The 19,903-nt window shown below is 62.6% G+C and carries 16 protein-coding genes and 1 pseudogene; 2 read left to right on the top strand and 15 right to left on the bottom strand.

The features are described from left to right. Window positions 1-26: 26 nt before the first annotated feature. The 5 genes from cyoD to AB4Y40_RS31650 form a co-directional block, all read right to left on the bottom strand. Entirely contained in the window at window positions 27-356 is a 330-nt protein-coding gene (gene cyoD, locus AB4Y40_RS31670; RefSeq protein ID WP_324159288.1) for a cytochrome o ubiquinol oxidase subunit IV, read from the bottom strand. Beyond that, window positions 357-968 (bottom strand): cytochrome o ubiquinol oxidase subunit III, encoded by a 612-nt coding sequence (gene cyoC / locus AB4Y40_RS31665; RefSeq protein WP_133184817.1) that lies wholly within the window; start codon window positions 966-968, stop codon window positions 357-359. Next, on the bottom strand, window positions 968-3,001 hold the full coding sequence (gene cyoB / locus AB4Y40_RS31660) for a cytochrome o ubiquinol oxidase subunit I (protein WP_368691226.1): 2,034 nt from the start codon (window positions 2,999-3,001) through the stop codon (window positions 968-970). The genes cyoC and cyoB overlap by 1 nt, the downstream gene beginning before the upstream one ends. 7 nt (window positions 3,002-3,008) lie before the next feature. After that, the gene (gene cyoA, locus AB4Y40_RS31655) at window positions 3,009-3,896 is read right to left on the bottom strand and encodes a ubiquinol oxidase subunit II (protein ID WP_069267482.1); all 888 of its coding nucleotides are present in this window, start codon (window positions 3,894-3,896) and stop codon (window positions 3,009-3,011) included. Between the two features lie 339 nt (window positions 3,897-4,235). Beyond that, the gene (locus AB4Y40_RS31650; RefSeq protein ID WP_368691225.1) at window positions 4,236-5,780 is read right to left on the bottom strand and encodes an NADH-quinone oxidoreductase subunit M; all 1,545 of its coding nucleotides are present in this window, start codon (window positions 5,778-5,780) and stop codon (window positions 4,236-4,238) included. Between the two features lie 751 nt (window positions 5,781-6,531). On the opposite strand from AB4Y40_RS31650, the gene AB4Y40_RS31645 reads away from it, so the two are divergent. Continuing rightward, window positions 6,532-7,011 carry a hypothetical protein gene (locus AB4Y40_RS31645; RefSeq protein ID WP_368691224.1) on the top strand — a complete coding sequence of 160 codons (480 nt, stop codon included), beginning with the start codon at window positions 6,532-6,534 and terminating at the stop codon, window positions 7,009-7,011. 41 nt (window positions 7,012-7,052) lie between these two features. Continuing rightward, window positions 7,053-7,445: pseudogene (locus AB4Y40_RS31640) on the top strand (hypothetical protein); the annotation flags it as partial. An 82-nt stretch (window positions 7,446-7,527) separates the two neighbouring features. Here the strand turns inward: AB4Y40_RS31640 and AB4Y40_RS31635 are convergent. The 10 genes from AB4Y40_RS31635 to AB4Y40_RS31590 form a co-directional block, all read right to left on the bottom strand. After that, window positions 7,528-8,943, bottom strand: coding sequence for a sugar efflux transporter (locus AB4Y40_RS31635; protein ID WP_368691223.1), 1,416 nt, complete (start codon window positions 8,941-8,943; stop codon window positions 7,528-7,530). Window positions 8,944-9,349: 406 nt separating this feature from the next. Next, window positions 9,350-10,807 (bottom strand): hypothetical protein, encoded by a 1,458-nt coding sequence (locus AB4Y40_RS31630; protein ID WP_368691222.1) that lies wholly within the window; start codon window positions 10,805-10,807, stop codon window positions 9,350-9,352. Between the two features lie 10 nt (window positions 10,808-10,817). Further along, on the bottom strand, window positions 10,818-11,105 hold the full coding sequence (locus AB4Y40_RS31625; protein ID WP_368691221.1) for a PAAR domain-containing protein: 288 nt from the start codon (window positions 11,103-11,105) through the stop codon (window positions 10,818-10,820). Between the two features lies 1 nt (window position 11,106). Next, the gene (locus AB4Y40_RS31620) at window positions 11,107-12,441 is read right to left on the bottom strand and encodes a hypothetical protein (RefSeq protein WP_368691220.1); all 1,335 of its coding nucleotides are present in this window, start codon (window positions 12,439-12,441) and stop codon (window positions 11,107-11,109) included. Between the two features lie 97 nt (window positions 12,442-12,538). Then, entirely contained in the window at window positions 12,539-12,748 is a 210-nt protein-coding gene (locus AB4Y40_RS31615; protein ID WP_368691219.1) for a hypothetical protein, read from the bottom strand. Window positions 12,749-12,908: 160 nt separating this feature from the next. Beyond that, window positions 12,909-13,544 (bottom strand): hypothetical protein, encoded by a 636-nt coding sequence (locus tag AB4Y40_RS31610; RefSeq protein ID WP_368691218.1) that lies wholly within the window; start codon window positions 13,542-13,544, stop codon window positions 12,909-12,911. After that, complete coding sequence (locus tag AB4Y40_RS31605; protein ID WP_368691217.1) at window positions 13,541-15,751, bottom strand: type VI secretion system Vgr family protein; 2,211 nt, start codon at window positions 15,749-15,751, stop codon at window positions 13,541-13,543. Before AB4Y40_RS31605 ends, AB4Y40_RS31610 begins: the two co-directional genes overlap by 4 nt. 587 nt (window positions 15,752-16,338) lie before the next feature. Beyond that, window positions 16,339-18,036, bottom strand: coding sequence for an acid phosphatase (locus AB4Y40_RS31600; RefSeq protein WP_368691216.1), 1,698 nt, complete (start codon window positions 18,034-18,036; stop codon window positions 16,339-16,341). A gap of 130 nt (window positions 18,037-18,166) precedes the next feature. Continuing rightward, window positions 18,167-19,048, bottom strand: a complete 882-nt coding sequence (locus AB4Y40_RS31595) for a peptidase (protein ID WP_368691215.1) — start codon at window positions 19,046-19,048, stop codon at window positions 18,167-18,169. Between the two features lie 53 nt (window positions 19,049-19,101). After that, window positions 19,102-19,902: a transglutaminase domain-containing protein gene (locus AB4Y40_RS31590; RefSeq protein ID WP_368691214.1), complete on the bottom strand. Its 801-nt coding sequence runs from the start codon at window positions 19,900-19,902 to the stop codon at window positions 19,102-19,104. Window position 19,903 lies beyond the last annotated feature (1 nt).

Here is a 19,903-nt window from a genome sequence, read left to right as displayed (position 1 = left end):
AGCGCAAGTCCAGCAACGATGAACGCTTAACGCGACATCATGTTCATGCTGACGTTGTGCATGACCCACAGCGTGCCGACGACCACGATCAGGACCGTCAACACCGTGAAGCCAAATGCCGTCACGTTCCAGCGCTGGCCCGACGACGTGTTCATGTGCAGGAAGAACACGAGGTGAACCACGATCTGCACGACTGCCAGCACGGCGAGGCCGAGCAGCGCGGTTTCGCGCGGAAAGCCGCCATGCAGCACGAGCCAGAACGAAGCGGCCGTGAGCACCACCGCCAGGACGAAACCAACCAGGTAGCTGCCTACGCTGCCGTGGCTTTCTTCTTCATGGATAGGATGAGCACTCATTTAGATCACGCTCGCAAGATAAACAAAGGAGAACACGCAAATCCAGACGATGTCCAAGAAGTGCCAGAAAAGGCTAAGGCACGTCAGGCGGCGGATTTCACGCTCGCCCAGAACCGGCGCCTTCAAGGCCTGAACCATCAGGACGACCATCCAGATCATGCCCATCGTCACGTGGATACCGTGGGTGGCAACCAGCGTGAAGAACGACGAGAGGAACGCGCTGCGTTGCGGACCGTTGCCCTCCGCGATCATGTTCGCGAATTCGTGCAGTTCGAAATACAGGAACGTTGCGCCGAGCAGGAAGGTGATCGCCAGCCAGAAGAACACTTGACCCTTGCGCTGCTTGTGCGCGCCGATCATCGCGAAGCCGTACGTAATGGACGACAGCAGCAGCACTGCCGTTTCCATCGCGACGCCATTGATGTCGAACAGGTCCTTGCCCGTCGGGCCGCCTGCGAACTGGTTCTGCATGACGGCGAACACTGCGAACAGCGAGCCGAACAGAATACAGTCCGTCATCAGGTACAGCCAGAAGCCGAACACCGAGTGTGACGGCGGGTGATCGTGGTGATCGTGCTCCGCGTGTGCGGCCGCACTAGTATGCGTCGACATCAGTTGGCCTCCAGTGCTGCTTCAACCTTGCCATTGCGTTGCTTGTCGGCGAACGCCTTGACCAGTGCGCGCTCGCGCGCTTCTTCGTCTGCCCGAACCTTGGCGGCCGGGATGTAATAGCCTTCGTTCTTCTGGAAGCTGTAGCCGATCGCCGTCGCGAGAATGCCGACGAAGCCAGCGATCATGAGCCACCAGATGTGCCAGATGCCAGCAAAGCCGAGCACCAGGCTGAAGAGACCGATGAACAGACCCGCGCTCGTGTTCGAGGGCATGTGGATGTCGGTGTACTTCGTGTTCGCGACGTCCACGGTCTCGCGGCCGGTGTCCTTCAGGTGCTGGAACTCGTCGAGTTCGCTCACGTGCGGAATGATCGCGAAGTTATACGACGGCGGCGGCGACGAAATCGCCCACTCCAGCGTACGGCCACCCCACGGATCGCCCGTCAGGTCGCGGTTTTCCGGCAGGTTGCGGTCGCGGATCGACACGTACAGCTGCGCCAGTTGATGCGCGATACCGATTGCCACGAGCACGGCGCCAAACCACGCGATGATCATCCACGGATGCCATGCCGGATTGTCGTAGTGGTTCAGACGGCGGGTTGCGCCCATGAAGCCCAGCACGTACAGCGGCGTGAAGGCGACATAGAAGCCCGAGAGCCAGAACCAGAACGCGCGCTTGCCGAGCTTTTCGTTGAGCTTGAAGCCGAACGCCTTCGGGAACCAGTAGTTCATGCCGGCGAGATAGCCGAACACCACACCGCCGATGATCACGTTGTGGAAGTGCGCGATCAGGAACAGCGAGTTGTGGAGCACGAAGTCCGCACCCGGGATCGCCATCATCACGCCGGTCATGCCGCCGATGGTGAAGGTGACCATGAAGCCGATCGTCCACAGCACCGCCGAGTTGAACTCGAGGCGGCCGCGGTAGATCGTGAACAACCAGTTGAAGATCTTCACGCCCGTCGGGATCGAAATGATCATCGTGGCGATACCGAAGAACGCGTTCACATCGGCGCCCGAACCCATCGTGAAGAAGTGGTGCAGCCACACGACGAACGCCAGAACCATGATCGCGCAGGTCGCGTAGACCATTGCCTTGTAGCCGAACAGCGGCTTCCTGGCGTAGGTCGCGACAACTTCCGAGAAGATACCGAACGCCGGCAGGATCAGGATGTACACCTCAGGGTGACCCCAGGCCCAGATCAGGTTCAGGTACAGCATGGCGTTGCCGCCGCCGTCATTCGTGAAGAAGTGCGTGCCGATGTAGCGGTCGAGGCCGAGCAGCGCGAGCGTCACGGTCAGGATCGGGAACGCGGCCATGATCAGCACGTTCGTGCACAGCGCCGTCCACGTGAACACCGGCATCTTCATCATCGTCATGCCGGGGGCACGCATCTTGATGATGGTGACGAAGAAGTTCACGCCGGTCAGCAGCGTGCCGACACCCGAGATCTGCAGCGCCCACAGGTAGTAGTCCACCCCTACCCCTGGACTGTACGCAAGCTCCGAAAGCGGCGGATACGCGAGCCAACCCGTCATTGCGAACTCACCCACGACGAGCGAGATCATCAGCAGGATGGCGCCGACTGCGGTCATCCAGAACGACAGCGAGTTCAGGAACGGGAACGCGACGTCGCGTGCGCCGATCTGCAGCGGCACGATGATGTTCATCAGGCCAACCATGAAAGCCATGGCCATGAAGAAGATCATGATCACGCCGTGCGCCGTGAAGATCTGGTCGTAGTGGTGCGGCGGGAGGTAGCCCGGCGCGTTGTACGCGAGCGCGAGCTGGGTACGCATCATGATCGCGTCGGCGAAGCCGCGCAGCAGCATGATGAGGGCGAGCACGATGTACATCACGCCCAGACGCTTGTGGTCGACGCTCGTCAGCCACTCCGTCCACAGATATTTCCACTTACCGAGGTAAGTGATGCCACCGAGCACGAATGCGCCGATGACGGCCATACCGATCATCGTGCCGAGAATAATCGGCTCGTGGTACGGAATGGCGTCCAGTGTAAGTTTTCCGAACATGCCTGGTTTACCCCTTGGTCACGCACGACGGGTCACTGAAATTCGTGACGTGGCCGTTGTTGTACTTCGCGATGATGTTGTTGAAGAGCTTCGGGTCGACCGTCGAGAAGTACTCAACCGGAGCCTTCTCGCTCGGCTGTGCGACCGTCGCGTATTGATCCATGGAAAGCTGCGTCTGCGACGCCTTCACCTTCTGGACCCACGCGTCGAAGTCTTGCTGGCTGGTGGCGAGGGTGCGGAACTTCATGTCCGAGAAGCCCTTGCCGCTGAAGTTCGCCGAGAGGCCGGCGTAGTCGCCAGCGTGGTCGGCAATCAGGTGCAGACGCGTCTGCATGCCAGCCATCGCATAAACCTGGGTGCCAAGCTGCGGGATGAAGAACGAGTTCATCACCGAATCCGACGTGATGCTGAAGTTCACCGGCGTACCGACCGGGACTGCCAGCTGGTTCACCGTCGCGATGCCCAGATCCGGGTAGATGAACAGCCACTTCCAGTCGAGCGCGACAACTTCGACGTTGATCGGCTTGACGTTCGATTCGAGCGGCTTGTAGGGGTCGAGCTCGTGCGTGGTTTTCCACGTGAGCACGGCGAGGAACAGAATGATCAGCGTCGGAATGGTCCAGACGACAACTTCGATCGCCGTCGAGTGCGACCACTTCGGGTCGTACGTGGCGCTACGGTTCGACGCGCGGTAGCGGTACGCAAACCACAGCGTCAGGACGATCACGGGGATCACAACAATCAGCATGGCCCAGGTGGAGGTCGCAATCAGCTGCTTTTCCGCCACGCCCACACTTCCCTTGGGGTCAAGGAGCTCCATGTTGCATCCGGAAAGACACAAGGCCAATCCGGCGCTGATGGGAAGCAGTAACCTTTGAAAGGTCGTTCTTTTCATCACGTTTGCCTGAAATTCATTCATTGAATAGTTCCGGACGCGTCCCCTGACATCCGACAAAGGAAGCGCGCCCGCATCATACAGCCGCTTTGATATTTCGCAATCAATGAATGTGGAAAATGACCTTTGTCAAAAGAAGATTGAGACACTTTGTCGCATGTGTTCGCGAGGTTTGTCGCGCCTCGGAAACACACGCACTTCGCGCCCTGCTCTGCCCTTGACAGCGGCCCGCCGCGGCTACTTCTCGAATCTCAAAATTCGAAAACCCTTGGACGCAACAACGCGCCGCAGCGCCCGTAGGCGATGCGGCGCGTTGGTTGCGCCGTCAATCTTCAGTGATCACGTCGGCGAGTGCTGAGCACGAACGTCCGTGCCAGCGCGCACTGCGTCAGCAGGCGCTGCCTCGTCGACGGGTTGCTTGTTGCGACCGGCCTGGGTGACGAGGTTCGCCGCCGAGAGTTCGATCGCGTCGGTCATCGGCTTCGGGTAGAGGCCGATTGCCAGCACGAACGCTGCGAGCGAAGCGAAGATCAGCGTTTCGCGGCGGCCGATGTCAGCCAGCTTCGCAACGCCCTTGTTTGCCACAGCGCCGAAGATCACGCGCTTGTACATCCACAGGGTGTACGCAGCGCTCAGAATGACGGTCGTCGCGGCGATCGCGCCGACCCAGAAGTTCACGCGGATCGCGCCCATGATGACCATGAACTCGCCCACGAAGCCCGACGTGCCCGGCAGGCCGAGGTTGGCCATGCAGAACAGCATCATGAAGGTGGCGTAGCGCGGCATCACGTTGACGACGCCGCCGTAAGCCGAGATCGTGCGCGTCTTGGTGCGGTCGAACAGCACGCCGATCGAGAGCAGCATCGCGCCCGAGACGAAGCCGTACGAGATCATCTGCACGATCGCGCCTTCGGTGCCGATCTGGTTGAAGAGGAACAGGCCCAGCGTCACGAGGCCCATGTGGGCGACCGTCGAGTACGCGAGCAGCTTGGTCATGTCGGTCTGCGCGAGCGCGAGCAGGCTCGAGTAGACCACGGCCACGAGCGAGAGCGTGATGATCGCCGGCGCGAAGAAGTGCGCGGCGTCAGGCGTGATCGGCAGCGTGAAGCGCAGGAAGCCGTAGCCGCCCAGCTTGAGCATGGCCAGCATCACGGTCGCGCCGGTCGGCGCTTCGAGGTGGACGTCGGGCAGCCACGTGTGGAACGGCCACATCGGGACCTTCACCGCAAAGGCCGCGAAGAAGCCGATGAACACGAGGATCTGCGGGATGAAGCCGAGCGTGAGGTTGTGCCACACCGACATGTCGAAGGTGTGCGACTGGCTGTAGAGGTACAGCATCGACACCAGCATCAAGAGCGAGCCGGCGAGCGAGAAAAAGAAGAACTTGACCGCGGCGTAGGTACGGCGGGCATTGCCCCACGTGCCGATCAGCAGGTACAGCGGGATCAGCGTGGCTTCGAAGAACACGAAGAACAGCATGCCGTCGGTCGCGGCGAAGGTGCCGACCATCAGGCCCGAGAGAATCAGGAACGCGCCGAAGTACTGGGCGACGCGCACCGTGATCGATTCCCACGAGGCGATCACGATCACGAGCGTCGTGAACGCGGTGAGCACCACGAGCCACATCGAAATGCCATCGATCCCGAGTCGCCACGCCACGCCGAACTCGGGCAGCCAGTCGCGGAATTCGACGAACTGCATGCCGGCCGCGTGGTTGTCGAAGCCGGAGATGAGCGGGAGGGTCAGCAGCAGACCGACGACGGCGCCAACCAGCGACAGCCAACGGGCACGCTGCGGATGACGATCCGACCCGAGGCGCAGCACGGCCACGCCGAACAGGATGGGAATCCAGATCGCCAGACTCAGGAATGGAACGGATTGCATTTCAACAGGACCTCAAAAATGCGGAGCAAATAGCTTCCACGGCGCACGTTCAGGTGCGCAAGCAACTTGAAAGATTGACGCGGGGTGAAAATCGAACCAGGCTGGCTGTAATGTATTTGTCAGCGACGAGGCGAAATGCAACACACGTTCAAGGGTTAACGAGGGTAAACGGAATACGGAAGTTTTGCAGCGCAACAACACGGGCCGGATCGAAGATTGACGCAAGTCATTGTTTTTATTCAATAACGTACTAAGAGAAAAAACAACAAACGGGCTGTTACAGCCCATTTTTTGATCGCGAAAGCAACGCTTTCGACCTCCGGGGCGCCATGACGCGCGGCAGGCTGTCACGCTGCGCGGCCGAAATAATACCTTACTTGTTTCTTTCGGTTCAATGACTTATGCATCCGGGTATGGCCCCCGGCGGCCTCCAAGCCGCGTGCCAGGCCCGCCCCGCGCGCCCTTGCGCGGTGCAAAAAAAAGCCCCGGCCTTCATGGGGCCGGGGCCAACTCTCACGTTGCGCCAGAACACTGGAACACGCATGGCCGGCACTTTAGCGACTTGTGTCCCCCTAATTAAGGGCGCTGGCTGGAACAGTCCCTTCCCGGTTATGCGAGGCCGCCTTTCCGCAGCCGCTCCTCTTTTCACAAATGAGAATCATTTGCATTTAGACGAAATTTGCCCCAGAATGGAGCCCCATGCCGGACGACCCGGCGCTACCCGAATGATTTGTGCGGGACCGGAGGCTCCATGAACTACACCGCCCCTTTCGCGAGAAATGACACGCTGATCGACGATACCTTCGTCCATCACCCCGACACCGCCGAGCAGACCGTTCTGCGCGCGGTGCGCACCTGGCTGCGACCGCATTGCGACGCCTACGCCAAGGCCGAAAGCTGGCGCGGCGTGCTCGCCGACGCGGGACTCGGCGCGGAAGGCTTCGGCTACTTCGATCTGCTGATGGGCACCCTGTGCCGCGCCTCGTGCCGCCCGCTCGACACGCGCTGCCGCTGCGCCTCCGAACTCGCGAAGGACGAAGGCTCGCTGCTGCAGGTGATCGCGCTGCTGCAGTCCACACGCAGCGAGGCCGCCGTGCAACTGCTCAACGACTGGCTGCCGACGCCGAGCGTGAGCGGCATGCTCAAGACCGCGCGCTGGTTCGCCATCGCGCTGGTCGACGCGGGCGTGCGGCTGAGCGACCGCTCGCGCCGCGTCACCTACATGCACTGATACACGCACTGACACAGGCGCTGACTGGCCCGCACGGCATGAGCTACGGCGCGCTGCTGCGCGGCGTCTACACGCGGCGCACGGTGCTCGCCACGGTCATCGGCGTGGCTTCTTCGTTCGCGTACAACGCGGTCGCGTTCGGCCTGCCCGTGATCATCTCGAGCTTCCTCGCGCAGTCCATGCTCACGACGATCCTCGCCTCGCTCGTGCTCAACCTCGGCTTCGCCTTCGTGAGCGGGTTGATCGCCGTGCGTATCGTGCCGCGCTTCGGCGCGCGCGTGTTCTGGATCATCGCGGTCGCGCCGCTCGTGGGGCTCACCGCGCTGCTCTCGATTCGCTGGGAGCCTTCGGGCTATGACGTCGATGCGGAAGACTTCGACGCCGTAACGCCCGCACGAGTGCTCGCCGGGCAGGACGCCGAAACGGTGCAGTAAATGTCGATGAAGAGCGGTGCGTTTGCAGCTGCGCCCTTTGCTTCGAATGAAATCGCCTGGTCATCCGAAGTCATGCCAGGCATCAATCCCGCTTGCCTGAACGCTCACGCAGATAACGCCGCACGGCACGCGCCATCTTCGGATACTGCTCGCCAGGCACGGCGAACAACACGAGCGCGCACAGCGCGAGCGCACCGCAAAACAGAAACGTGCCGCGATAGCCGAACGCCTGCACGAGCATGCCGGAAAGCACGCCCGACAGTATCGAGCCGAGCCGCGACGCGTTGAAGAACAGCGCCGTTGCCCGGCCCGGCGACGACGGCATCAGATCCTGCACGAAGGTCATGCCGAGACACGACGTAACGGCCACCACGAAGGCGTTGAGGATCTGCATCGGGATCAACGCGTGCACGCCCGGCGCCAGCGACATCGCGACGAAGTAGACGGCATGCACCACGGCGCAGGCGGCCAGCCACCATGACTTGTCCAGCACCGAGGCGCGCGCGCCGAGCGCGAGCATCATCGGGATCTCCATGAGCGCGCCGAGGCCGAGCATGATCGACACGTCGATGCGCGTGCCCTGCAGGCCATGGACGATGTAGAGCGGCAGCACGATCATCGTCGCGTTGGCGGCCAGGCCGATGAGTGTGAGCGCAACGATCGCGCGCATGATGTCTTTCTGCGAACCCTCCGCGGCGGCCACCGGCGCACGCGCGGCCCTCGTCTTCGCTTTTGCCGTTGCCTTCGCCGCCGGCAGCGTCGCGGGGTCGCGTGGCGCACCCGGCTGCACTTCGGCTTGCGTGAGCGGCTGGCCCTCGTACCGGGCCGCGCTTTCCGCATCGATCTCCTGCGCGACTTCGCCGGCGGTGGGACGCGCCATCAGATGTTGCGTGGCGTGTTCGTCGTGGTGCGGCTCGCGCATGCGCCAGACGATCGTGCCGCAAGCCGCGAAGCTCGCCGCCGCAAACAGGAAGAGCCCGTAGAAGTTCGTGGCGGCCAGCACGAGCGCGCCGACCGCGGGCCCGAACACCCACGCGGCGGAGAGGATCGTGCGCAGCGTCGCGCTCGCGAGGGTTCGCTCGGCGTCGTCGCGCGCGGGCAGCGCCGCGCGGCTGAACGAGAACACGAGCGAGAGCGCGCAACCGCCCGCGCCGATGAACGCAACGCCTACGAGCAGCAGCAGCCGGTAGTCGCGGACGACGCACAGGCAGAGATAGCCGAGCGTGGCCGCGCACAGCGAGACGAGCAGCAGGGTTCGGTGCTTGCCGGTGGCGTCGCTCCAGCGGCCCGCTGCCGTGCTTGCGATCACGCCGCTCGTGGCGATGGCGGTCATGAACACGCCGAGCCGGAACGGCGTCATGCCGGCGCGTTCGACGCCGAACAGCGAGAGGTAAGGCGCGGTGAAGGACATTGCCACGCCGAGCATCAGGGTGGCGCCGGCGAGTGGCAGGAAACCAGGAATACGCAGAAGACCGGCAAAGCGCGAGTTTTTGAGCACGGCGCGGCGGGTAGTGGCGAGAAGAGAGTTGCCCGTGCACGCGCGGTCACGCGACGGCCATATCGACGGCGATTATCGGGCCGAACTCCCACACTGTGCAAGGTTGAAGCAGCCGCGATCAACATCTGGGTGCGCTATCCACAACTTTGGTGGACAGCTTTGTGCGTAACCCTGGGACGACTGCACCAAGTGCTTGATGCGAATCGGATTGTGCGCAGCGTTGCCGTTTGTTGCAGCGGCGGCGTTTTGGGGGGAAAGGCGCGGGGGGTTTTCCACAGATTTTGTTGAGAGCCCTGTGAGCAACTCCTGGACATCCGCGTCAAGTCCTTGTCGTACAAAGGTTTTTCGGCGGCGCATGGGGAATGGCTTGTTTTCTCGCGTGCCCGCAAACAACGTTGCCCCTTTTTCAGAACCCGATAGCGCCCGCCACATATTCCCCGGTCGATCTCGCCATCGATGCGACGAGCCGGGGATGGCGGACGACGAAAACCGCAATCAGCAGGAAAACGGCCCCGCAGGTGACAACCGTCTCGAAGGTGCCCCACAGCTTGTTCGGAGAGACCAGCATCGCAAACGTCCAGAGTGAAATGATCATGCCGAGAGCGGGGCCGAACACCGGGCAGTACTCGTACTCCTCTTGCCACGGCACGTTCACCGGAGCGGGTTCCTTTGCGACCAGATTGAGTGCAACGCCCTGCTCATGAGGCAGTGCGATGAGTTGCGGCCCCTGCCCGAAGTGCGCCATCTTCGCGGCGAGCGCCTGGAGCAGCCACCGCGCCACGGGTGCCTGCGGTCCGACCGCCTGCTCCAGCGCGTGTTCTTCGAGTGTCTGACCGCTTTCGCGTACCGCGCCCATCGTCCCGTGCTGGGCAATGCCCTTGAGGCGGCTATGCCAGAAGTGATGAATGCGCTCGCGTGGCACCTGCCCCGCGTCGAGCAGCAGGGAGAGCGACCTGTCCACCTGGTCGGCGTCGCTGGTCATCTGGCGGAACAGCCACGCTTGCTGTCTCAGATCCTTCTTCTCCCGCATGAGCGCGGGCGAACCCAGCAAGAGCGCCACCGCCGCCTCTGAATGGGCCGGCGCAGCGTCCGGCCCCTCCTTGTTCAGATGCCACGCGAGCAGCAGACGGTATTTCGGCGTGCGGTCAACGTTGTATGAGACATAGGGGTAGGCAGGCTGCACATAGTCCTTGAACCAGTGATCCGCAAACCCGACGTCCATGCTGTTGTCCAGCGACCTGACGCGGGGCACCCCAGGCAGTTCCATCTGCTTCCAGACCTGCTGGACGTCAAGCGAGAGTTCCGGCTGGTCGCACTGCATCACGATTTCGAAGGAGTCGCTGCGCATCGCCGTCGCGAGGCGTGGCAACAGCGGCGCCAAAAGTTGCGTAAGCACACTGTGAAGGCGCGGTGTGCCTTCCTCGCCAGCGCCGAGATCCAGCGCCTTGACCTTGCCCGGATTCTCCGGTGGCTTTCCCTCGAGCCCCAGCATGCGCACGGCGAGGTCCGGTTCCGGAGCGAGTACCACGCTATCGAGCACGGCGACACCCGAGCGGACCTGCCGCTGCCAGTTAGCTATCTGGTGCCAGCGTTTCGTGTTGTGAGCTGCTGCCTGCATTGCCGGCCCGTCATACAGGACCATGTGCAGCATGAAACAGATTGCCATCGAAAGCGTCAACGGAACCGCAAACGCCCCGTGAAAAAGCTTTTCCGACCAAATGGGCGCGCCTTTCGGCCAGTCCGCCAACACGATGACCAGGGCGGCGCCATGAACGACGATGAATAGGCAGATATAGAGCCATACGGGCGGCGGCTTCACAGCAGGCCATTCTTCCGGCATGCGCTGATCCCAGCGAAAACTCATCCGGCCTCCGTCAAGCTTCAACAACCCAACCGCTTCGCGATGCACGCAGCAGGGGTTTCGGGTTGCAGGCACATGCGCAATAGTCGTTCTCCAGCGCGGGCACCTTGCCGTAGAACTCCTGCTCGAAGCGCGCGCCGTTGCGCTCGATCCTGCCGGTGGTGCCGCACGCGGGGCAGCGTACCGCTGCGCCGAGGTAGGCCATCCTGCGTCCGTTGTAGCCGGTGCCATCGATGCCATCGATCACCGTCCCGCCTGTGGTCGTATGGTCGCCTTCATAGATGTGGGCGCGTTCGCTCATGTCAGGCTCCCACCCATTCCCAATCGGTCCTGCCCGTGCCTTCGTCGCGCTTGGGCATGCGCTCGCCCCGGCGTCGCGTCACGAGGCTGGCGATGTCGTACCGGGTGGGAGCCCTCCCGTACAGGTCATCCGACTGGATGCGTCTGACCCAGCGTCCGCTGCGTGGACACTCAGCGCCGGGCTCGCAGAACTGCACGGTGTCCGCGATCATGTCGAATGACCATGGCTTGACGGGCGTTGGCGCGATCGCTTCCCACACCCACTGCACCCGCCCGTCGATGTTGACATCGGGCAGTTCCTGCATCGGCATCGTCACGCGCCCGGTGGGCGCCACCTCCCCGGCCTTGAACGGCTTGAGCAACAGACCGCGATGGCCGTTGCCAGTACGCACGGCGCGGTACAAGCCGTCTTCGGCGAAGGTTTGCCCCGGCTTGACCGGCTGCCACGACATCTCTGCCTTGTGCATCGCTTCCCACTGCTCGCGCTCCTGGGGTGTCGAGGGGTAGTCGCGGTCGAACGTGATACGGGTGGGGTTCTTGTAGTCCGAATGGAAATCGACCTGCAACAGGCTGGACTGGAATCCGATGACCTTGATGTTCATGAATGCGCCAATGTTCAAGTCGTATGCGCCAGCAGAGAATTTGCTGATGGAGTCAATTTTCATTTTGACTACGACGGAACTATGTGGCGCAAGATTGACTTCCCCATCTGGAAACTGTTCCGGATCGACAAGAAGCTTGCCAGCCAATGCCAGCCCAAGTTGATCGTCATCATTTCCTGCGCTGCCCACGCGATAGCCGTTCACACCCAGGATATCCATATCACGACCCATTCTGGTATTCCACCTGTCGGGTGTCTTGAACTTGATAGGATGCTCGCCGCTATTGCTAAACCTTGCGGACACCAGAAACCCATCCTTTTCGCGATCAATCGAAACCACTGAAAGGTCGAGTTTCACAAGTTTTCTCCCGTTCTGAACCCCTGCATTCGTGAGTGAGTCCACCAACTGAACTATCTGGTTAACCACGGGACGACTGAAATCATTAATGTAGCTACTCCGCATCTCCCCGTCGCATTTCGCGCCATAGAGAGTAGGAAGCGTCACGTCGCTATGCGGATCTTTTTGAGAACACAGCAACTTCGCGAGCTGCCTGGCATCTTCCAGATTCTTATTTGAGAGTTTTAACTGAAATATACCAACCCCACTAATGTTCCTGTTGTTGTCAGAATCACCAATTTGGACCGTCAGCACATCCCCGGAAACCGAGATTTCATTGTTTCCATATCTATTGATGCTGCCATCGGCAGCGCCATTTGTCGTATAGGCAAAATGCATCGCTTGGTCCACCGTGTCCCTTGCAGTTTCTGCATGTGCATAACTTCCAACCAGAGACAAGCAGATGGCTACAAGTCTCAACCGTTTAATCCATGAATCACGAGTCATAGCCAACCCTCCACAACCTGTTCGTTGCAAGCGAGAACTGCCGCCGCACATATTCCAGATAATACGGTTTGATAGCTGCCGTAACCCGGCCATCCTGCAACGCCGCATTGGCGCCGTCCCCCATCACATTGGCACCAACGAATGTTGCATCGGTTTGCGAATGTCCTTGCCACACCATCGCGCCTGCTTTCGCATCCACCAATGAAAAATCGATCTACTCCTTATCATCAATATAAGATTCGTGAAGCCAGCCGCCCCGATCGTAATATTCGTCTGGAAAGTTGAAATAATGTCCACACTCATGCGCTTCGACGTTTGCGTCCGGGTAATCACGTAAATTCTGATTCTTATCCTTCCATTTATGCTTCTCCCCCCACCATCGGAACCAGCATCACGCGAACCGTGCAGGTAATCGCCTTGTCTTTCTCGCTGTACGAAAATTCAAAATGCGAATTCCTCGAACCACCGCCCCGATACCACACTGTGCCGTCCGTACTTTTCCAGGGTGTCCGGTTATTCAACCTACCCCAATACGACCTCGCTTCAACATGCTGCGTTACGTCAGCCTTCAGGTCCGAGATTTTCCAGTCGCATGGAACTGCGCTCACCAACTTGATGGGATCAGGCGCAACAAACGACTGCTGCTGATCGTCAGGGCGGTTCAAGGTGACCTTTGCCTTACGCACTCCTGAGTCCACGTTCGACGGTTTGCCATCGAAGGGCGAGAAGTCGTTTAGCCGGGACTCAGGCGCAGGCGCCACCGCTCCCGTATTCGCCAGCGCCTCCCACTGCGCCGGGAGTGGCGCAGGAGCCGGCGGTGGCACCACGAACTTCGGATGGGTCCGCCACACCTCGCAGTCGGTCGTGTACGGCACGAACTTCGGCGCGAACGCCGTGCCACCCAGGTCCATCTGCGCGGGACCGGTGCCCTTCATGCTGGTTGTCCGGAACAGCACCCCGCCGCGCGAGCCGATCTCGACACCTTCGCCGGTCACTTCACGTAGGTGCCGTTCACGTTCAGGATGATCTCCTTCGCCGCCTTCATGTGAACCGCGCCGTTGACTGACTCGATCGTCAGGCCTTCCTGCGAGGCGAGCTGCATCCTGCCACGCTGGGCCTGCGCCACCAAGTCACCCGTCGCCGTGATGAGGCTCAGGCCCTTCTGCGTGAACAACGACAGCAAGTCACCTGCCGCCACCGTGAACCGCCTGAGCGTGCTGAAGTGAATCCCCTTCTTCGCCGTGCCGATGATCGAGCCATCGGCGGCGAACTGCACGCCATCGCCCGACGCCACGGCGACCGGACCAGGCCCTGTCATGAGCACACCGGGTTTCTTCAGTTCATGCAGACCTGCGTTGATGCCCTTCTGTGCGTCGAGGTCAGCGGGCGTGGCCTTCGACGCTTCAGCGGACTGCGCGAGCGTGCCGGCGAATGCCTGGTGGTCCTTGAACAGCGCGTTGGTCTCATCCATGGCGAGCACCTTGCCGCCACCGCCTGGCTGGTTGTACGCCGTCACCATCACGCCAGCGCCACCACGATTGACCAGATGCGCGCCCGTGCGAAGCTCCGCCTCGGTGCCCCGCTCGTTCAGGTCGCGGTCGGGAATGAAGCCCAGGTTGAGCTGCGAGCGGCCCGAATGCTCCGTACTCAACTCGATGCCCTGCTGCTGCTCCCAGTCGTCAAGCCAAAGCTTGTTGCCCGAGCGCGTGCGTATCTCGCTGCGCGACATGCGTCGGCGTGAGCTGTTGATGAGGTCCGGGTTTTGGGCATTCGGAATGAAGGCCACGGCGACCGGCTTGTTGGGATTGCCTTCAAGAAATCCCGCGATACCGAAGTCGCCATCCACCGGCGGCAGGTTCATGCCCGAGTGGTCGCGGCTCGCAAAGGGCCTGGCCATGCGCAGCGGGATACTTTCGCCGCCCTTCGGCCAGTTGCCGAAGTCACAGTGAAAGCGCACGACAATGCGTCCTTCCGCGTCCAGGTAGGGGTACCTGTAGTGATTCGGTGACGTCACCGTGAACCCCAGCGTATGCACGCGCGGCCACTTCGATTCGTCTATCGGCAGCCGGTAGGGCCGGCTGGCAGGAATCGCCTGGAAGGTATTGCGGTAATTCTCGTTGCGCGCCCCTCGATGCACGACCTTCGAGACGAACAGGCCCTCCTTCGCGTCAAGCGTGCCGTCCGCGGCACCGGCCAGCGTATCGGGCTGCACGATGCAGCCCGGCCGGATCGAGGGCATCGTGGACTTCCCCCTGCAGGTGACCTGCTGCGCACGCGCCGCCTCGTGCCGCAGCGTCGCCTCGCGCTTCGCCCCTGCCTCGTCGCCGTGATGCGTGCCCCACACCAGGGGCGTGCCCATGGTCGTGTCGTCATGCTGTTCCGTGCCGAACTCGTCGCGCGCATGCCCCTCCTCGCGGAAGATCATCGCGTGGTTGTCGGCGTCATAGTCCGCGACGATGAACGACGCGGGAATGGTGCGAGTGCGCACCTTCAGCGAATAGATCGACTCCTCGAACGTATGCAGCCCCGACGGCGGGCGGTCCTTCAGCGAGAGGGCCGGACGCGTGTAACCGTCGATGTCGTCGGCAATGACCACCACCTCGCCGTGCCGGTCCTCCTCGGTAAACGTGAACAGCCCGGCCTGCTCCATCTCCAGCCGGCAATACGCCCAGTCGCCCATGTTGTACTGGAAGCGGAACGGGTGTTCGGAATGCCGCCGGCGCAGACGCTGCACCACGCGAATCCAGGGGCGCACGGCATTGCGCTCGATGACTTCCTGGATAATGTCGGCGGACGTCTTGCCCTGGTATGTCACGCAGTTGCTGGGGCCGTCCAGCACCGCAAGATGCTGGAGGATTTCGACACGATAGGTGCAGCCATCACGCGAGTTCGACACCGACTCGAAACGCGAGACGAATCCCGCGAACTTCCGCACTACCGCCCCCTCGTCAACCTGAAACCTGAACCTGGCCAGCTGGCCCAGGATATCCCGGCGCGCCACCGGCCCGGCAGTCGAGACCAGCGCCCTGATCCGGTACGGCTGGCAGCTCTCCTCGCGAACGTCCCACTCGACCACCGACAACCCGGGCGCGCGCCGCTCGTTGCGCTCATCGCGCTCGTACCTGCGAGCCTTGAGGATGATGTCCAGATGCGCAGACTGGCGTCCCGTGACCAGTCTCACCGGTTTGTCCGATTCCGCCATGGGGATTCCCTGTTCTGTAGTCCTGACCAGATGGCGCACCATCGGCACACACCGCCGGAGCATCATCACGCATGAGCCGCGGTGGCCAATGCGAGTCGCGAGCCAAGTTTCACCTGAACAGGTGAAACCCGCACTCGGACGCGTCTGAAAAAATCACAGGGGATGACTGATGTGATGCTTCGGTGCCCTCGGGCCCGATCGCCGAAGCGCTCTGGCTCAATCAACGAGCCACGATCGGTATAGCGAAGACCTCGTGCATTGCGGGCGAGAGTTACCCACAGTTTCTGTTGAGAGCCCTGTTAGCAACTTCTGGACATCCGCATCAAGTCCTTGAATGGAAACGGGAAGCTCGCAAACGACATGAAAAATGCATGTTTTTTGCGCAGCAAAGTTGTCCACAGTTTTTGGTGACAAACCTGTTGATAACCGCCTGGCGAGCGCGCCAACTCCTTGATCGGATAGAGAGTTCGTCGCTTGTGTCGCGGATGCATCAAATTGCGTTCCGGATGGGCAACCCCGAGCGGCGGCGCAAACGTTTCGCGACAGCCGCCGCCCGCTCTCCCTCGATGCATCAAGACGCGCGGCGCTCAAGCCAGATCGAGTGCCGCCGTGAGATCGCCGGGCGGCGTCTGCTCCCGCGAGAGGAACGTCTGATCGCGCGCGGCCACGCCGTCGAGCGGCGCGAGGCCATGCACGCGGCTGATGAAGCGCAGGATCGAGACCGTGTCGTAGAACGTGTGATCGACGTAGCCCTTCTTCGCGAACGGCGCGATCACGAGCGCAGGGATGCGCGAGCCCGGACCCCAGCGGTCGCCCACGGGCGGCGCGACCGGGTCCCACCAGCCGCCGTTCTCGTCGTGCGTCACGACAATCATCGTGTTCGCCCATTGCGGCCCGCGCTGAATGTGCTCGATCACGGCCGCGATGTGGCGGTCGCCCGACTCGACGTCCGCATAGCCTGCGTGCATGTTCAGGTTGCCCTGCGGCTTGTAGAACGTCACGGCAGGCAAGCGCCCTGCGTCGATGTCCGCGAGCAGACGATTGGTCGACGGATCGTCGCCGAGGCCCGCATCGCGCAGGTGACGCGCGCGTGCGGCCGTGCCCGGCGCGAAGTTGGCAAAGTAGTTGAACGGCTGATGGTGATACTGGAAGTCGGGCACCGCGCCGGTGTCCTGATGGTCCAGCGCAAACTGCCAGGCGCCGCTATACCAGGCCCAGTCGACGCCCTTCGCCGAGAGCCGGTCGCCGATCGTCGCATAGGTCTGCGGGCGCAGCACGCGCGGATTGGACGGATCGGCAAGCGCCGGGTTGCCGTCTACCGAAGGGCGCACGTTGCTCGGCTGATACGGCGGCGCCATCGTGTTGACGGCATAGCCATCAGGCGTGAAGAGGCCGTCGTTCACGAACTTCGGCGGCCCGTCGAGCGCCGAGGCCGGCGAGTTCGGCGCGACCTTCAGGCGCGTGCCGGTGGGATCGTCGCCCTCCACGACGGAGGCGAGATGTTTCGCGGCGCTCGTCTGGATATCGGCGTATTGCGGCACCTGCGCCGAGATCAGGAAGATGTGGTTGAGCCACGAGCCGCCAAACGCGGCCATGAAGAAGTTATCGCAGAGCGTGTACTGCTGCGCGATATTCCAGAGCCGCAACGTCTGCGCGGAGTTCTCGTAGAAGCCCATGACGAGGCCGCCCGAGTCGCCCCACGCGGCGAACTGGTCGTTGCGGCCCGCGTTGATCTGCATCTGGATCTGATAGAAGCGATGGATCAGGTCCCGCGTGATGATGCCGTTCGGCAGCGGATTGCCGTGCGCATCCACGATACGGAAAGGACGGTTGGACAGCCCGGTGATCTGGTGCTCCGCGATCATGTAGCGCGTGCCGTCCAGCTCCTGCGCCTGGGGCACGAGGCCGCCCCAGATCTTCGGCAACTGCGGCAAGGGCGTCTTGCCGTCGCGATCGAGTTGCGCGTAGCGCTCGGCGCCCACATTCGCGAGCGGCGTTTGCACGCCGGGATAGTTGCCGTACAGATTGACGAAGCTGCGATTCTCCGCGTAGATCACCACGATCTGGCGCACCTGGTCGCGCAACGCGGCATCGACGCGCGCGTCGGCGGCGCTGCGCGGCGCGCCCGCCGCGCTCTGCGCCGGCGTCTCGCAGCCGCCGAGCGCGAGGCCCACGCCGACCGCCGCCAGCCCGCCGAGCACACGGCGGCGCGCGGGGTCGTCCGGACCGGCGGGAATGGAAGGTTCGTCTGGGCGCCCGTTCCTGGGTTCGTCGTTCTGCTTCATCAGCCTGCCTCCTTTGTCGAGGGGACGCGCATTGCGCGCGGCGTACCGCGAATATTACGCAGCAGGATACCGGTTCCGCAGTTGACGAGGCAAAAAGGCAGCGCACAAGCGCTGCACTGAAGCCGCCCTTTTAGCCGTCGCGCGGCATACGCGGCGCGCTTGCGGCGCCGTGCGGCTGGGCTTGCGCGAGCGTTTGCGCGGGACGCGGTTCGCTCGCGTGCCCCTCATGCGCGGCGCGCGGGGCGCTGGGCAACGTCGTGCGCTCGCGGCGCGGCACATCGCCCTCGTCGGTCCAGAGCGGATCGGGAATCTCACCGAAGACCTGGCGCAGCCGCTCGCCCCACGTCGAATGGATCATCTGGAAATACGCATTCGTCTGGTCGAGCGACGCGTATCGCGTGACACGCAGCGCGTCGCGCTCGTACACGAGCAGGTCGAGCGGCAGGCCGACCGAGAGGTTCGAGCGCAGCGTCGAGTCCATGGAGATGAGCGCGCACTTCGCGGCCTCGTCGAGCGGCGTGCCCGGCGTCAGCACACGGTCGATGATCGGCTTGCCATACTTCGACTCGCCGATCTGGAAATACGGATTGACGCTCGACGTCTCGATGAAATTGCCGGCCGCGTAGATCTGGAACAGCCGCATGGCATGGCCGCCGATCTGGCCGCCGAGAATGAAACTGCAGTTGAAGTCGACGTTGAAGGTCTTGAGCGCTTCCGCGTCGCGCCGGTGCACTTCGCGCACGGCTTCGCCCACCACGCGCGCGGCCTCGACCATGGTCGGCGCGTTCCAGAGCGTGGCGCGCCCCGCTTCCTGCGGCTCGGTCAGCACCTGCAGCGTGGCTTGCGTGATGGCCAGATTGCCCGCGACGAGCAGCACGAGCACGCGCTCGCCGGGCTCCTCGAACACGGCCATCTTGCGCGACGTGCTGATGTGATCGACACCCGCATTCGTGCGCGTGTCCGCAAGAAACACGAGCCCCTCATCCACTGCCATTGCCACACAGTACGTCATGCGCCTCCCTGCCCGTCCCTGACTTCGCCGCTCGGTTTGTTATAGCGGCAAAACTATTGCTGCGACTGCTGCGCGCTCACGTGCACGCTGACATCGAGCGTTTCTCCGGCCCCGCCCACGCGGCGGCCGCGAACCGGCGCGGCCGCGTCGTAGTCGCGCCCCACGGCGATCCGGCAATACTTTTCGCTCGCGAAACACGCGTGCGTGACGTCCACCGTCACCCAGCCATTGTCGAGCCACACGTCGACCCATGCGTGGCTCGCCATTTCGGGCACGTCGCCGGGGTCGAGATAGCCGCTCACGTAGCGCGCCGGCACGCCGCGCGCGCGGCACACCGCCAGCATCACATGCGCGTGATCCTGACACACGCCACGGCCTAGCGCCAGCGCGTCCGCCGCGGTGTGTGTCACATCCGTGACACCGGGCTCGTAGCGCACGCGCTCCGTGATGCGCGAGGCCGCGTCGAGTATGGCGGCGGTATCGTCCAGCGGCGCCAGGCCGAACGCGAATTCCGTGAGTGCCTCGTCGGCTTCGGTGAGGCGCGTCGGCGAAGTGAAATGGTGCGTCGGCACCATGCCCTCGCCTTCGGGCAGCCGGCCGTCGGGCAGCGCCACGGTCTCGACTTCGCCGCGCACGCGCAGGCGAATTTCCGTGTGCGGACGCGTGAGCACCAGCGTCATCAGCGCGTTGCCGTAGGCGTCGCGGCTTGCGTCGAGCTTGCCCGGCGCCTCGACCTGCCATTGCTTGACGATCTGCGTGGGCGTGGTGAGCGGCGACAGCCGCAACTGCTGGATCGAATAATGCACGGGCGCTTCGTAGCGGTACACCGTGTCGTGCCGGACCGCGAGTTGCATG

The sequence above is a fragment of the Paraburkholderia sp. EG287B genome (genome assembly GCF_040965595.1).
Taxonomy (GTDB): Bacteria; Pseudomonadota; Gammaproteobacteria; order Burkholderiales; family Burkholderiaceae; genus Paraburkholderia.
This window is presented reverse-complemented; position numbering and strand designations above follow the sequence as displayed.